Source organism: Pedobacter ginsenosidimutans (assembly GCF_001442625.1).
GTDB lineage: Bacteria > Bacteroidota > Bacteroidia > Sphingobacteriales > Sphingobacteriaceae > Pedobacter > Pedobacter ginsenosidimutans.
In genome coordinates this window covers 111,910-126,658 of record NZ_LMZQ01000010.1, presented here as the reverse complement: position 1 = coordinate 126,658, position 14,749 = coordinate 111,910, and the positions used below count along the sequence as shown (strand labels likewise).

The window sequence follows — 14,749 nt, the reverse complement described above, 5'->3', positions numbered from 1 at the left end:
AGCGTAAAAATATTCAAATAGTTTAGTCCTAAATTTGTTGTATTAAGGATGTTACAGCTTTTCAGTTTGGAGTTGGCAGTTTTCAGTTTGGAATGAATCAGCCCGAGAATATAATATAATTAGCCTTTATATCCCCCATAACTAAGTTAGAGATGAGAAAGTCAATTGATTTTTAGGCTTAGGCTGGCTAAAAAACATCAACCATCAATCATGAACCAATCTGACGGAAACAACTATTTTACACCGCAACTGGCTTTTTCTTTCAAAACCCCGCCAATAAATCTAAATTTGCAGCAAAACACAGTCAATATCAATATGTTTAACAAAAAATCAATTTTAAGTTTAGTTTTACTACTAACGTGTATTATGGCAGCGAAGGCGCAGGTAAAAATAGGCTTTGAGGTTTCTTTTAAAGAGCCGCAGGCACACTATGCAGAAGTTCAGATGAATATTTCTGGCTTGGCAAAAGATTATGTCGACGTAAAAATGCCTGTTTGGACACCAGGTTCTTATTTGGTTCGTGAGTTTGAAAAAAGTGTAGAAGAGTTTAAGGCTACTGCAGCAGGTAAAGCCGTAAAAGTTGAAAAAGTGAGGAAAAATACCTGGAGAGTTTTTTCAGCCAAGGCTGCCAATATCCAGATCAATTACCGTGTTTATGCATTCGAAATCTCGGTGCGTACACCTTTTATCGACGAATCTCATGCATTCTTGTCTCCAACAGGGATTTTTATGCATCCTGATGGCATGATCAAATCGCCAAGCACTGTAAAAATTATTCCTTTTAATACCTGGAGTAAAGTTTCTACCGGTTTAACGCCTGTTGCTGGTGAGCAATTCACCTATAAAGCTACCGATTTTGATATTCTTTACGATAGCCCTATTGAAGTGGGTAATCAGGATATTTTCGAATTCACAGCTTCTGGTGTTCGCCATGAAGTAGCCATGTACGGCGGTGGTAATTACGATAAAGAGAAACTAAAGGTAGATATGGCTAAAATTGTAGAAAAAGAAACTGCAGTTTATGGCGAAAATCCTAATAAATATTACCTCTTCATTGTTCATAATTTCTTAAAAGGTGGAGGAGGTTTAGAGCACTTAAATTCTACAACTTTAGGCGCTACAAGAAATGCTTACAATACTGCAGAAGGTTATAAAGGCTTTTTAGGCTTAGTTGCACACGAGTATCACCACCTTTGGAATGTTAAGCGTCTACGTCCGGTAGCATTAGGCCCTTTTGATTATGACAACGAAAATTACACGACCAACCTTTGGGTAGCTGAAGGATTTACATCGTATTACGAAAATAAATACTTGCACAGAGCAGGCTTTACTGATGTAAATGAATTTTTGAAAGATCTTGCTGGTGGTGTAGGTACGGTTTTAAATACCCCTGGAGCTAAATATCAGTCAGCTGCTTCATCTAGTTATGATGCATGGATTATTGGCTACCGCCCGAATGAAAATTCAAAAAACAATTCCATCTCTTACTATAATAAAGGAGAAGTGATCGGTATTTTAATGGATCTCGAAATCATCAACGCCACCAAAGGCGCTAAAAGTTTAGATGATGTAATGAAAGCCATGTATTTGCAGTGCAAAACCTTAAAACGTGGTTATACCGATGCAGAATTTAAAGCAATGGTTGAAAAGATATCAGGAATTAGCTTTACTAACTTTTGGACCAAGTATGTGAACGGTGTAGATGATGTAGACTATGTAAAATATTTTGCATATGCTGGTGTTGATGTATCTACAGAAAATGCAACGCCCGGTAAACCAGTTACTGGTGCAGCAGTTCAATTGGGTACTAGAGGTTTAGAAGTGACTTCGGTTACCAGAAACTCAGCAGCTTGGATAAGTGGTTTAAATGTTAACGATGTAATTGTTCTGATTGATGGCTCATCATTGAGTGATGTGCTGAAAAATGTGAAACTAAAAGAACCGAAATTTTCATTGGATATTTTACCTGCCATTACGGATAAAAAAATCGGCGATCAGCTAACGGTTAAAGTAATCCGCGATGGACTTGAAAAAGAAATTTCTTTAAGCTTGAAAGAAAATCCAAGTGTACGCTTAAAAGCAACCGTAAACGAAAATGCAACACCAGCTCAAAAAGCAGTGTTAAAAAAATGGACAGGCGTATAGGCAGTTCGCAGTTGAAAGTTTTCAATTTTCGGTTAATTTTAAACTCCATAAAAAATCCCGTAAGATTAATTTCTTAAGGGATTTTTCATTTCAGATATTTGTTCAGTTACAAACCAGTATATGATAAAACATTTAGGATTTATATTGTGTCTTTTAAGCTTTTCTTTTTTAAAGGATAAGCAGGGTTTTGTACAGCAAACTTCTTGTAAGGGCTATTACGATAAAGAATTGCACCTATTCGTGTATACAGATGTTGATGAAATGCCCGAATTTCCTGGAGGAATTGCTAAATTTTATAGGTTTATCTCTAACGTACCACTAAAAGGAGCAGATAAAGAGTCCTTGCAATCAGTTGTTTTTCCAACTTTTGTAATTGATGCTTCTGGCCATGTTAAAAACGTAGGCATTTATCAGAAAGAGGCTAAAGATTATACGCAATTGGATCGTAACATGATAAAATTATTACAGGCCTGTCCGAAATGGAAACCCGCACAGTGTAACAATAAAAAAGTAGCAATGAGCTATCGAACACGGGTTACCTTGTGTTATACTAATTAAAATATTAAATCATAATTAGAACCTGTTTATAAAAAAAAAATCCCGTAAGATTAATTTCTTACGGGATTTTTTATGTCGTTTAATTTACGCTTAGCGCTCAGCGCCATGCGCTCGCCTAGAAAGTATATCTAAAGCCTAAACCGAATCTTCCAGCGTTAAAATCGCTATCGTTGTCGCCAATGTAAAGTCTTGGTCTCCAGTCTAATGCTAATGCCAATGGTGCGCCAGAGAATTTATAATCTAAACCAACCATCGGAACTAGGTAAAAGCTAGAACCACCATCATACAATTGAATTGATGGACCACCACCTAAATACCAGTCTAAACCTTTTGCACCTGGGATAGATGAATTGTATTGAAGAAATCCCTGGATAATAGTAGAGTTTCCACCAAATAAAACTTCACCTTGAAGTGCAGCTTTAGGGCTAAAGTGATGCCTAACTGAAGGACCAACCAATGTAGCACCATCACCAAAGTCAATACCTAAACCTAGTCCGGTTTTATAGTTTTGAGCTTTAACGTTTGTTGTAGTAAGGGCAAACAATGCAATGCATCCTAAAATTGTAAATAACTTTTTCATAATTTAAATGTTTTGTAAATAATTATCAGCCTAACAACTTTAATGCCGTTTCTGTTTTTTTGGTAAAAATCCATAAGGATAAAAAACAATGCTTGCATAGTAATTTTGTAATCGCTAAGTTTATTTAAATTTTTTTTACGAAAAGTAAATACAGCGTTTTATTAACTACGAGGTATTATTTTCATTAAAAAGGCATATAGATGTTAATCTTTATGTTTGATTTTTTAACTTAACCAAATAATATACAATTCATATGGCGGCAGAAATTAAACGGGTTTTTGATCTTTTGAAATATAGCCTCGAAAATCCAAAGCAAGAATTCATCAGCGGAAAAATTAACGGAAAATGGATAAATTATAGTACAGCCGATTTTTGTACTGCCGTAGATAACCTAAGCCGCGGATTAATTAAACAAGGTATAGGAAAAGGAGGTAGGGTTGCTGTAATGTCGCACAATAGACCGGAGTGGAATATTGCCGATTTCGCAGCCAACCAGATCGGTGCCTATCAGATTCCATTATATCCAACCCTGGCCGAGCATGATATCCAGTTTATCTTAAAGGATGCAGATATTGCCATTATTTTTGTAGCCGATGAAGATTTGTATAAGAAAATTAAGCCTTGTGCTGATGCAATTAACCCAGCAATTAAGATTTATAGTTTTAATGAAATTACAGAAACCGAAAACTGGAATACATTAATTGAATTGGGCAAAGCAAGTACAGATATTGATTTAGAAGAATATCGCGCTAAAGTTGCCCCTGAAGATGTATTGACCCTAATTTATACATCTGGCACCACGGGTACACCAAAAGGTGTAATGCTAACGCATCATAACCTGGTTGCAAATTTTGTTAACTCGGCTGTGGTGATACCCGAAGGCGTTAAAAAAGGGTTAAGCTTTTTGCCACTTTCGCACATTTTTGAGCGGATGATCATTTATTTATATCTGTTTAATTATACAGGAATTTATTATGCCGAAAGTATGGAAACCATTGTAGCCGATATTCAGCATGTAAAACCCAATGTGTTCTCTACCGTTCCAAGGCTTCTCGAAAAAGTGTACGATAAGATAATGGAGAAAGGAAAAGCATTAACAGGGATTAAAAAAGGGATTTTCTTCTGGTCGGTAGCTTTGGCTGAAAAATATACAATTGATGCAGGGGCCTGGTATAACTTTAAACTTGGAATTGCCCGTAAACTGGTTTTTAAAAAATGGCAGGAAGCTTTAGGTGGCGAAATTGTAGTGATTGTATCGGGTGGAGCGGCGCTAAATCCGCGTTTGGCCAGAATTTTCTGGGCCGCTGGTATGCCTGTTTTTGAAGGATACGGACTAACCGAAACTTCACCTGTAATTACGGTTAATCATTTCGGCGGAACCATGTTTGGCACCGTTGGTGAGGTAATTAAAGGTGTGGAAGTTAAAATAGCGCAGGATGGCGAAGTTTTAACCAGAGGGCACCAGGTAATGAAAGGTTATTACAACCGACCTGATTTAACCGATGAGGCAGTGGATAAAGAGGGATGGTTCCATACTGGAGATATTGGAGAACTGGTTGATGGTCGCTTTTTAAAAATTACCGACCGTAAAAAAGAAATGTTTAAAACAGCAGGCGGTAAATATGTTGCCCCACAAATGCTGGAGAATAAATATAAAGAATCGATTTTTATAGAACAGATTATGGTTTTGGGCGAAAATAGAAAATTCCCTTCTGCACTGATTGTTCCAAATTTCGAAACCTTAAAAACCTGGGCAGGAAGAAAAGGTATTACTTTTACCTCGAACGAAGAGATTATTAAAAACGAACAGGTACTCACTAAATATAACGAGGTTATCGAAGCGGCAAATGTAGGTTTTGGTAAATGGGAGCAGGTAAAAAGGTTTGCCTTGTTACCTAAAGAGTGGAGCATAGATGGCGGCGAGCTTACCCCAAAATTAAGTTTGAAAAGAAAAGTGATTACCGAAAAAAACAACGAAGTAATCGAAAAAATATATAAAGATGCAGAAAACTATAAGGCCCCTCAATAGTATTAAAAAATCGTTAATATACCTAAGTGTTGTGCTGTTATTGGCTGGTTGCGTAACCGGGCAATTGGGTAAAAACAACAGCGGTGAATATAAAAATGGGATGGTGGTTTCTGCCCATCCAGAAGCATCGCAAGTAGGAATAGATATTTTAAAAAAGGGTGGGAATGCGGTTGATGCAGCTGTTGCTGTTCAGTTTGCTCTTGCTGTGGTTTATCCAAATGCAGGGAACATTGGCGGGGGCGGTTTTATGGTATACCGCGGTGCAAATGGCGAAATAAATGCTTTAGATTTTAGAGAAAAAGCAGCTGCGGCAGCCAGTAGAGATATGTATCTCGATTCTGCTGGCAATCCAATTGTAGATAAAAGTTTATACGGGCACTTAGCTGCGGGCGTACCAGGATCAGTAGATGGTATGGTAGAGGCACACAAAAAATATGGGAAACTTTCTTGGGCACAGGTATTGCAACCGGCAATAAATTTGGCGCAAGATGGCTTCAAAATTACTAAGCGGCAAGCAAGTGAATTGAATGGTTTGCATAGAAAGTTTATGGATTTTAATCCAGATGGAACGGCCTTCGTAAATTTAGAGGGTACCTGGCAAGAAAATGACCTTTTGGTTCAAAAAGAACTCGGTAATACGCTAAAACTGATCCAGGAAAAAGGTAGAGCAGGTTTTTATGAAGGCGCTGTAGCCGATTCACTTGTGGCAGAAATGCAACGAGGCCAAGGACTTATTACAAAAGAAGATTTACAAAATTATCACGCTACCTGGCGTAAACCCATAACGGGTAACTATAGAGGCTATAAGGTTATCACCATGCCGCCAACTTCGAGTGGAGGCATTGCCTTGATTCAATTGCTGCAAAGTGTAGAAAATTTTCCATTAAAAAGGTGGGGGCATAATGCAGATTCTACAGTTCAGGTAATTGTAGAAGCCGAAAGAAGAGTGTATGCCGATCGGGCAACACATTTAGGCGATCCTGATTTTTACGCTGTTCCACAACAGCAAATGTTGAGCGCCGATTATAATAAAAAACGCATGTCAAACTTTAACTGGGCAGCAGCAACACCAAGCAGCGCTGTTTTGGCCGGCGAAATAAAAGGAGCAGAACACGAAGAGACCACACATTTCTCTATTGTAGACCGCGATGGAAACGCCGTTTCGATTACCACTACCTTAAATGGTTCTTACGGATCGTTAGTTGCTGTAAAAGGAGCAGGATTTCTGCTAAATAACGAAATGGATGACTTCTCCGTTAAACCTGGCGCACCGAATATGTACGGTTTAGTTGGTGGCGAAGCCAATGCAATTGCACCCAATAAACGAATGTTAAGTTCTATGACACCGAGTATTGTAGAGAAAGATGGGAAATTATTTATGGTGGTGGGTACTCCAGGTGGTTCAACCATTATAACATCCGTATTTCAAACCATTATAAATGTAATCGATTTTGACATGTCGATGCAATCGGCGGTAGCTGCTAAAAAATTTCATCACCAATGGTTACCAGATGAGGTGTATATAGAAAAAGATGCTATCGATAGCTTATCAATAGAAAAATTAAAAGCAAAAGGCTATAAAATTTTGCCTAGAGGCCCAATCGGCAGGGTTGATGCCATCTTAAAAACTAAATGGGGAAATTATCAGGGCGGTGCCGACCCGAGGGGAGATGATAAGGCCATTGGCTGGTAGCAATTTCTCACATCTATTTTTTATCTTAGTACTAGCCAATCTTTTGCAGTTCAATTAATTGTATGGTTTAAAGTTTAAAGAGATGAAGAAGCGTTTATTTAATCATGCCCGAAATTACCCAGATTTACCTCAAGTAGATTCGGCTATCTCTTTTGGTGCTTTTATCAAATACCTGCAACGAAAAATTAAAGAAGAACGGACCGTAAAATCTATTCTTTATAGCAATGCCTTAAAAGAATTTAAAAAACAGGGAATTGATGAACAGGTTATCGCTATTGAAGATATTTATCAGCACGAATTACTGCTGGAACATATGTATGCCTGTCTTTCCCCAGCACTTTTAACAGAAGATCATCAGGCTTGGGGGCTCTGTGCACCAATGCAGCCCATTACTTTTTATGGAACCGAGCTGATGTACGAATTACTCGAACATGAAGAGAAAGATCAAAATAGTTTTGTCGGCTCAAAAACGCTTGAACAACATCAGCATGATCACCTGCATTTTATCTACTCCTTCATTCTTAACGAATTATATGCATTTCATGTGCCTTTAAAAGAAAAATACCATTCAGGCATCAATGCTGATACTGGCTTGCCAGGTTACTTCCATATCGGTATAAATGCCAGTTTTATCGAAGTTAAGGCTAAGCAGCCATTGCCCGAGCTTAGTTACCGTGAGTTACAGCAATATTTGAGCGAAGAATCTGGATTGGATAAACTACAACAGGTATTGCCACTAACTCTTTTTGAGCTTAGAGGTGTTTCGGTGCTTACCATTACTGATGTTACCGCCAAACAGGCTGTAGAAAATATTAAAAGTGTGAGGTTGAGCCGCGTGCCGGGCAGCGAGGGGGTTGCTTATGGAGAAGTGATACAATCGCTTAAAGTGTTGGTGCAAAATGCCAATATCCAATTCGATCTTTTCCCTTTCGTAAGGGTAAACAACAAAATGGTTTATGGGTATGTAAAAGGAGGGAGTGGCCTGTTGTTTTCGGTGTGGGGCGAAGAAACTTTAAGTCCTGAAGCTTTTCGGCAGATTGCCGAAGGTTATGCTGCAAATCCGAATTCGTTTTACTCACCCGATATCTGGGCCGAAAGCAAAGAGATGTTTCCCTGGTTAGACAGGTTTAGGGAATTGAATGTAAAATCGATGGCGCTAATACCCGTATTTCATAACCAGATTTTGGTAGGTGTACTGGGGATGCATACCTGGGTTGGCGAAACTTTCGATGAAAAGAAAATTACTTTATTGGAGCCCGTATTAGCACCTATTGCTCAACTCTTACAGGTCTATATCGACGAATTTAACCTCGAGATTGAAAACATCATCAAAGAAAAATACACCTCTATCCAGCCTGCTGTACAGTGGAAGTTTAACGAAGCAGCATGGCATCACCTTTACAATAAGAAAAGGAATCTGCCACAGCATAACGAGGATATTAGTTTTGCAGACGTTTACCCTTTTTATGGTGCAATAGATATTAGAAATTCTACTACTGAACGTAATACAGCCAGTAAGGCCGATCTGAGCCTGCACCTGAGCCTGTTTCGTGAAACGCTGGAAGAGCTGAGCAAAACTTATAGTGATGCTTTGCTGGTAGAAATTATCTTTAACTGCAATAAATGGAGTGATATTTTGCAGGGCGATGAGCTGAATACAACTGATGAAAACAGTCTCAATATTTTTCTTAAAGAAGAAACCAGCGATTACCTAAAGCTCATTTCCCAATCGCATCCTAATACCCAACAAGTAATCGGTAAATATCTTGATCGCATTTCGGCACCTCATGGCGAGGTGTATAAACATCGGCATGCTCTGGAAACATCTATGCAGCTGATTAATACAGCCATTAACAATTATTTTGAAAGTGAACGCGAAAAACTGCAAGATTCTTATCCCTGTTATTTCGAAAAATTCAGAACAGATGGTGTTGAATACGATATCTATATCGGGCAGTCTATCGCACCTGATCGGATTTTTAATCACTTCCATCTTAAAAATATACGGTTATGGCAACTATCATCAATGGCTGAGATTGCCAAAATGGTTCAGCAGCTCCAGCCCGAGTTGGCCGTTAAGCTGGCCACCACACAACTTATCTTTATCCATAACCATCCAATAGACATTAGCTTTAGGATCGACGAGCGGAAGTTCGATGTAGAAGGCGCATATAATATCAGGTATCAGATGATCAAAAAAAGGATTGATAAAATACTTGTTCGCAATTCGCAGGAGCGCCTTACCCAGCCCGATAAACTGGCATTGATCTATTTCAATAAAAGAGATATTGATGATTACCTGCCATTTGTGAAATATCTGCAGGAAACTGGTGTATTGAAACCCGAGACTGAAGATCTTGATTTGGAAGATTTACAAGGACTAAGTGGATTAAAGGCATTGCGCTTAACCATCTTTTAAACATTTAATTTGGACTTCCTTAGTCTAATATCTTCAATAAGTTACACGGGCACCCTGCCGCAAATACTTAGCGGTTTAGCTATATTGCGTCAGCTAATCAAACATGCCCCCAATCGCTATGCATAAACTATTTCCGTTGTTTTTGTTTCTAACAGTTACCCTACAATTACACGCTCAAACTAATGAAGCCAGCCTGGTGAGTCCGCTGATTAATCAATATCAATCAGACGAGACCATGCTTAACCGTAAATATACGCTCAAGCGATCGGAGGAATACTTTAAGCGGATGGAGCGCTTTTATATTGAATGGCAAAAACAATTAAAGGCATTGCCTTTTAACAAGCTAACTGTAAATGAAAGGGTAGATTATATTTTGCTTAAACGCGATATCCGATCAGATTCTGCAAGTTTGCAACAGAACAACGCCGAATTTAGAAGCAGCATTTTCACTTTGCCTTTTGCCAAAATATTATTGGATTTTGAAGCAAAGCGAAGGATTGGTCAGCAACAAGATGGTAAAATTACCAAAGAACAATTCGAACAACTGAAAGAGGCTATTCAGAAAACCACAAGAGCTGTAGAAAACAAGGACTTGGCGGTTACGCCACTACAGGCTTCCTGGGCACAGGAAACTGTTAATCAATACCTGGCTGTATTTACCGAAGCCTATAAATTTTATGATGGTTACGATCCGCAATTTACCAAAGCCACCAAAGCAGTTTATCCTGATGTAGTAGATGCATTAAAGGATTATGCAGCTGTATTGGGTAAAATAGCAAAACCTTCAGATGCCAAAGACGATGGAAGTGGCATTATTGGCAATCCGATAGGAAGAACAGCTTTATTAAGCAGTTTAAAAGATGAGATGATTGCCTATACCCCTGAGCAGATTGAGGCCATTGCCATGAGGGAATTTGCCTGGTGTGATGCCGAAATGCTTAAAGCCTCGCAACAAATGGGCTTTGGTAATGACTGGAAAAAAGCACTGGAAAAAGTAAAAACCGATTATCCTGAATTAGGGAAACAGCCCGAACTGGTTTATGAACTGGCTAACGAAGCCATAGACTTTGTAGAGAAAAATAAACTCATTGCCATTCCAGCTTTGGCCAAAGAAGGCTGGCGCATGCGCATGCTAAGTCCGAAGGAACAATTGTTTGCCCCGTTTTTTCTGGGTGGCGAATCGGTATTAATTGCCTATCCAACAGAAGACATGACCGAGGATGCCAAAATGATGACTTTGCGTGGCAATAACAGGCATTTTTCTAGAGCTGTAGTTTTTCATGAGCTTATTCCCGGGCACAACCTTCAGTATTTTATGCAAAGCCGCTACAAACCTTACCGCAAGGTATTTGGTACACCTTTCTGGACGGAAGGTTGGTCGCTGTATTGGGAGATGTTATTGTGGGACCAGAACTTTGCAAAGTCTCCAGAGGATAAAATTGGGATGCTTTTTTGGCGCATGCACCGTTGTGCGCGTATTATTTTTTCGATGAACTACCATTTAGGCAAATGGACACCTCAGCAGTGTATCGACTTTTTGGTAGATCGGGTGGGTTTTGAACGTGCCAATGCAGCAGCAGAAGTACGTAGATCGTTTACCGGAGGCTATGGCCCCTTATATCAAATTGGGTACATGTTAGGTGGATTACAGTTCAGGGCATTACACAAAGAGCTGGTGCAAAGTGGTAAAATGACCAATATCGAGTTTCATAATCGCATTCTCCGCGAAAATAATATGCCTGTAGAAATGGTAAGGGCCTTGTTAACCAACCAGCAACTGCCCGAAAATTTCAGTACCCGATGGAAATTTGCTGGCGATATCAAATAGTGTACAATATTTTGGCGGATGTGCTTGCAACATGTGGCAATAGATGATTGAAAAAAGGGGTGAAAAAATATTTACACGTGATTCGCAGGAGTGACTCACCCAACCATTCGTAAAATGTCAACAGGAAATAGGGATACTAAAGCCCGAGACTAAAGATTTTGATTTTGGAAGACCAATAAGGTTTAGGCAGATTAAAAGCCATGCGTTTACTATTTATAACTTGTTTTTTAGTTTTGTCTGTGTATTGCACCAGCGATTTAGTGTTGAAAAGTTGATAAGTATTTTTACATGCTTGTATTTTTGGTATGGCTATTGTAATACGAGTACCAACGCTTATTCAACGTTAAAAGAAAATTTATGAAACTACAATTATTTAAAACCCTACCGGTTGCCCTCGCTGGTTTATTAATCGGGTCGGTTGCTTCAGCTCAAGAAAGCCCAGCAACTTCAACAACAACCTTCAGAACATGGTCTATCGGTGTAAACGCTGGTGTACTTACACCATTATCACCATTAGGTGGAAAAAATGATTTCAGTAATAACAAATCAAGTTTGGGTTATGGCCTTTACATTAAAAAACAATTTACACCTTATTTCTCTCTTCGTTTAGATGGAGTTCGTGGTAAATTAAAAGGCGATAATACCGAGCCTTACGAAAGTGGTTTGGTAAACAATTCTCCGGTAAGAGCTTTTGACACTGAATTATCTTATTCAGGAAGTTTAAATGCTGTGGTAAACATGTTCAATATCGATATGTTTAAAAAAGAGAACACTCTACAACTTTATGCTTCAGCTGGTGCTGGTATTGCAGCTTACAAACCTACAATTACTACCGCAGCGGGAACTTCGGAATTTGGTGGTGGCGATAACATCAACGAATTAATTATTCCTGTTGGATTAGGTGCTAAATTTAAAATTTCTGATGCGGTTAATTTAGATTTAGGTTGGACAATTAACTTTGTTGATGGTGATAACTTAGATGGTTACTACAAAAACGGAAATGATAAATACAATTACGCTTATGCTGGTTTAGAGTTTGCGTTAGGTACTGGAAAACAATTGGCTTTCCACAACCCGGTAGCTTTAACTTATGATGAAGCTTTAAAAGCAAAACAAACTGCAGAAGGTTTAAAATCTGATTTAAATGCCCAAAAAGCTGATAATGCAAAATTACGTTCGGAACTAAACGATATCTTAAAAGATAGCGATGGTGACGGTGTTGCAGATAAATTGGATAAATGTCCTGATACACCAGCTGGTACTGTTGTTGATGGTTCTGGTTGTCCATTAAAAACACCAGAAAAAGTTGTAGAAAAAGTAATCGTAACAGAAGAAGATCGTAAAGTTGTTAACGAAGCGATTAAAAACTTAGAGTTTGATTTAGGTAAAGCAACCATCCGTTCTAAATCTTATACTTCTTTAAACAGAGTTGCTGCATTATTAATCCAGAAAAACTTTAGCTTAAAATTAGCTGGTCATACAGATAATACAGGTTCAAAAGAATTAAACTTGCGTTTATCGAAAGATAGAGCAGAATCTGTAAAAGCTTATTTGGTTTCTCAAGGTGCAAATGCATCACGTATTGAGGCTACAGGTTATGGCATGGGTCAACCAATTGCTACCAACAAAACAGCGGCTGGTCGTCAACAAAACCGTCGTGTAGAGTTTACCCTTTACTAGTCTGTTTTAATACACATATGAAAGCGCACCGATTTATTGGGGCGCTTTTTTTATATCCCAAAACCACCTGACTCTAGTCGTCTCGGCTCCGAGGATTTGTTATTCCCAGCTTGATTGGGAATCTTAATGCAATAAGCTTTAAGATTATCTTCGCTAAGCACTTGGTGGTTCCCCCGCCTGCGCGGGAATGACGACTGCCCGGATAGAATCTATCAATAGTAACAGAGTGCAATGAAGTCGAGATGGTTCCCCTTTAAAAAAAAAACTTATTTAAGTGAAACAATTACCTTTTTAATCTCGCTTAAATCATTCATTTCAAAGTTTGGTGATTGCGGATAAAAACGCTGATAAATGATTTTATCGTCTTTGCTATCATAAACGCTTATAATTTTATCATCCGAACGTTGTGTGTAAACCACGTATTTAATATGAGTTTCTTTGTTCAAAATTAAACTATCAAGCACCTTATATGATACAAATTTGAGTTTATAATTATAAGGTTCAGAAATTATGCCTGATGGTGGTAAAAGTGCCAGCCTTGAAGAAAACACTTCCTTAATATATTCGGGTACGTACAGTGTTTCCTTTGCTAATTCAGGTAAGCGTACTTTATTGTAAAATTGGTAATCTAAAGTACAGTTCTCATTTGCGAGCAATCCATCATTGATCTGTTTTAAATAACCAGTTAAAAAGCCTGGAGACCAGTTGAGGAAACCAGACTTGTTATAGAAGTTTGATAAAATATTATTTTTTATACTTCTTTTTGATCCAAATTGTTGATCCTGCGTTTCAATCAGCAGATTGGTGTTCCGATCAGCAAAAAGTGTAACTGTTGCTAATATGCTTTCTTCCTTAACCTTGGGTTTTTTAGATGGCGTTATTAATTTTAATGCATAAACCACATTTACGTTAGTTGTACTATCCAATTTCTCGGCATATCCATCGAAATAAAAAAAGGAGTAATTAGCAAGTGTATCATAACGGGCAAGCTCTTCGGGTTTAATAATTTTATAAGGTGTAATCGTCCAGTTTTTTTTAATCGCCTGATCAAATTTTTCCAGATCAGCATAATCCGCATACTGTAAAGTAAATAAAGTTGTTGTTTTTTTAAATGTCTCTAATTTTTGACTGTTTAAAAGAGCAGCTCCGAAATAAGATACCTGACTTTTACAAATTGTAGCCCATAAAATAAATAGGCTAAACAGGAGAATTCCTCTAACTTTTAACATATTAAGTGTTTTCATTTTGTGTATGACTATGATAAGAAAAATTTGACAAATATTTTGAATTTTTCTATTGCATTAACAAAATACATTCATTAGCTTTGTTATGCAAGCATAATAAATTAACAAAAATGAAACAACAACAAACCATAGATTACCACGTTAAGTTTGCCTGGCAAAATATGTTTAATAAGTACAATCAAATGGCATCTAGTTTCGGGATCACCCAGGCCATTGGTTACATGCTTATTAATATAGATGATGCCGAGGGAACTGCAGTTTCAAATTTAGCTGGCTTGCTTGGGGTTAAAGCGACCAGTTTATCCCGCATGTTAAATAATATGGAAGAGGCCAACCTCATTTACCGTGAAACATCTGCAGGCGATAAACGATCGGTAAAGGTTTTTCTAACTGATTTCGGCAAAGAGAAAAAACAATTGGCCAAAGGTGTTGTTCGGAAATTTAATGAATATCTCGATGAGCATTTCTCTAAAAAGGAGAAAGAGACTTTTATTAATCTATTGATAAAACTAAATGATATCACGGTAGCCTATACTGTTGATTAACAAATATAACAATCAAAACTGTTTGGTA

General features: G+C 38.0%; 10 protein-coding genes. 8 read left to right on the top strand and 2 right to left on the bottom strand.

What is annotated here, in order from left to right:
- The first annotated feature begins 210 nt into the window (after window positions 1–210).
- Window positions 211–2,145, top strand: coding sequence for a M61 family metallopeptidase (locus ASU31_RS15095; RefSeq protein ID WP_342438158.1), 1,935 nt, complete (start codon window positions 211–213; stop codon window positions 2,143–2,145).
- Window positions 2,146–2,265: 120 nt separating this feature from the next.
- A complete protein-coding gene (locus ASU31_RS15090; protein WP_057933120.1) occupies window positions 2,266–2,703 on the top strand; it encodes an energy transducer TonB in 438 nt (145 codons plus the stop codon).
- A gap of 115 nt (window positions 2,704–2,818) precedes the next feature.
- On the opposite strand, the gene ASU31_RS15085 is transcribed toward ASU31_RS15090, so the two are convergent.
- Window positions 2,819–3,283: a hypothetical protein gene (locus tag ASU31_RS15085; RefSeq protein ID WP_057933119.1), complete on the bottom strand. Its 465-nt coding sequence runs from the start codon at window positions 3,281–3,283 to the stop codon at window positions 2,819–2,821.
- Window positions 3,284–3,536: 253 nt separating this feature from the next.
- Between ASU31_RS15085 and ASU31_RS15080 the strand changes: the two genes are divergently transcribed.
- From ASU31_RS15080 to ASU31_RS15060, 5 genes are all read left to right on the top strand, one after another.
- Window positions 3,537–5,312 (top strand): AMP-dependent synthetase/ligase, encoded by a 1,776-nt coding sequence (locus tag ASU31_RS15080; RefSeq protein WP_057933118.1) that lies wholly within the window; start codon window positions 3,537–3,539, stop codon window positions 5,310–5,312.
- Window positions 5,284–7,005 carry a gamma-glutamyltransferase gene (gene ggt / locus ASU31_RS15075; RefSeq protein ID WP_057933117.1) on the top strand — a complete coding sequence of 574 codons (1,722 nt, stop codon included), beginning with the start codon at window positions 5,284–5,286 and terminating at the stop codon, window positions 7,003–7,005. The genes ASU31_RS15080 and ggt overlap by 29 nt, the downstream gene beginning before the upstream one ends.
- Window positions 7,006–7,087: 82 nt before the next feature.
- Window positions 7,088–9,424 carry a GAF domain-containing protein gene (locus tag ASU31_RS15070; protein ID WP_057933116.1) on the top strand — a complete coding sequence of 779 codons (2,337 nt, stop codon included), beginning with the start codon at window positions 7,088–7,090 and terminating at the stop codon, window positions 9,422–9,424.
- 118 nt (window positions 9,425–9,542) lie between these two features.
- The gene (locus ASU31_RS15065) at window positions 9,543–11,252 is read left to right on the top strand and encodes a DUF885 family protein (RefSeq protein WP_083505375.1); all 1,710 of its coding nucleotides are present in this window, start codon (window positions 9,543–9,545) and stop codon (window positions 11,250–11,252) included.
- 357 nt (window positions 11,253–11,609) lie between these two features.
- Window positions 11,610–12,932 carry a DUF6089 family protein gene (locus ASU31_RS15060; RefSeq protein ID WP_057933114.1) on the top strand — a complete coding sequence of 441 codons (1,323 nt, stop codon included), beginning with the start codon at window positions 11,610–11,612 and terminating at the stop codon, window positions 12,930–12,932.
- Window positions 12,933–13,198: 266 nt separating this feature from the next.
- Here the strand turns inward: ASU31_RS15060 and ASU31_RS15055 are convergent, their stop codons facing one another.
- Window positions 13,199–14,176, bottom strand: a complete 978-nt coding sequence (locus tag ASU31_RS15055; RefSeq protein ID WP_057933113.1) for a hypothetical protein — start codon at window positions 14,174–14,176, stop codon at window positions 13,199–13,201.
- A gap of 110 nt (window positions 14,177–14,286) precedes the next feature.
- Here ASU31_RS15055 and ASU31_RS15050 point away from each other — a divergent pair, with 110 nt between their 5' ends.
- Complete coding sequence (locus tag ASU31_RS15050; protein WP_055903221.1) at window positions 14,287–14,721, top strand: MarR family winged helix-turn-helix transcriptional regulator; 435 nt, start codon at window positions 14,287–14,289, stop codon at window positions 14,719–14,721.
- The last annotated feature ends 28 nt before the right edge of the window (window positions 14,722–14,749 follow it).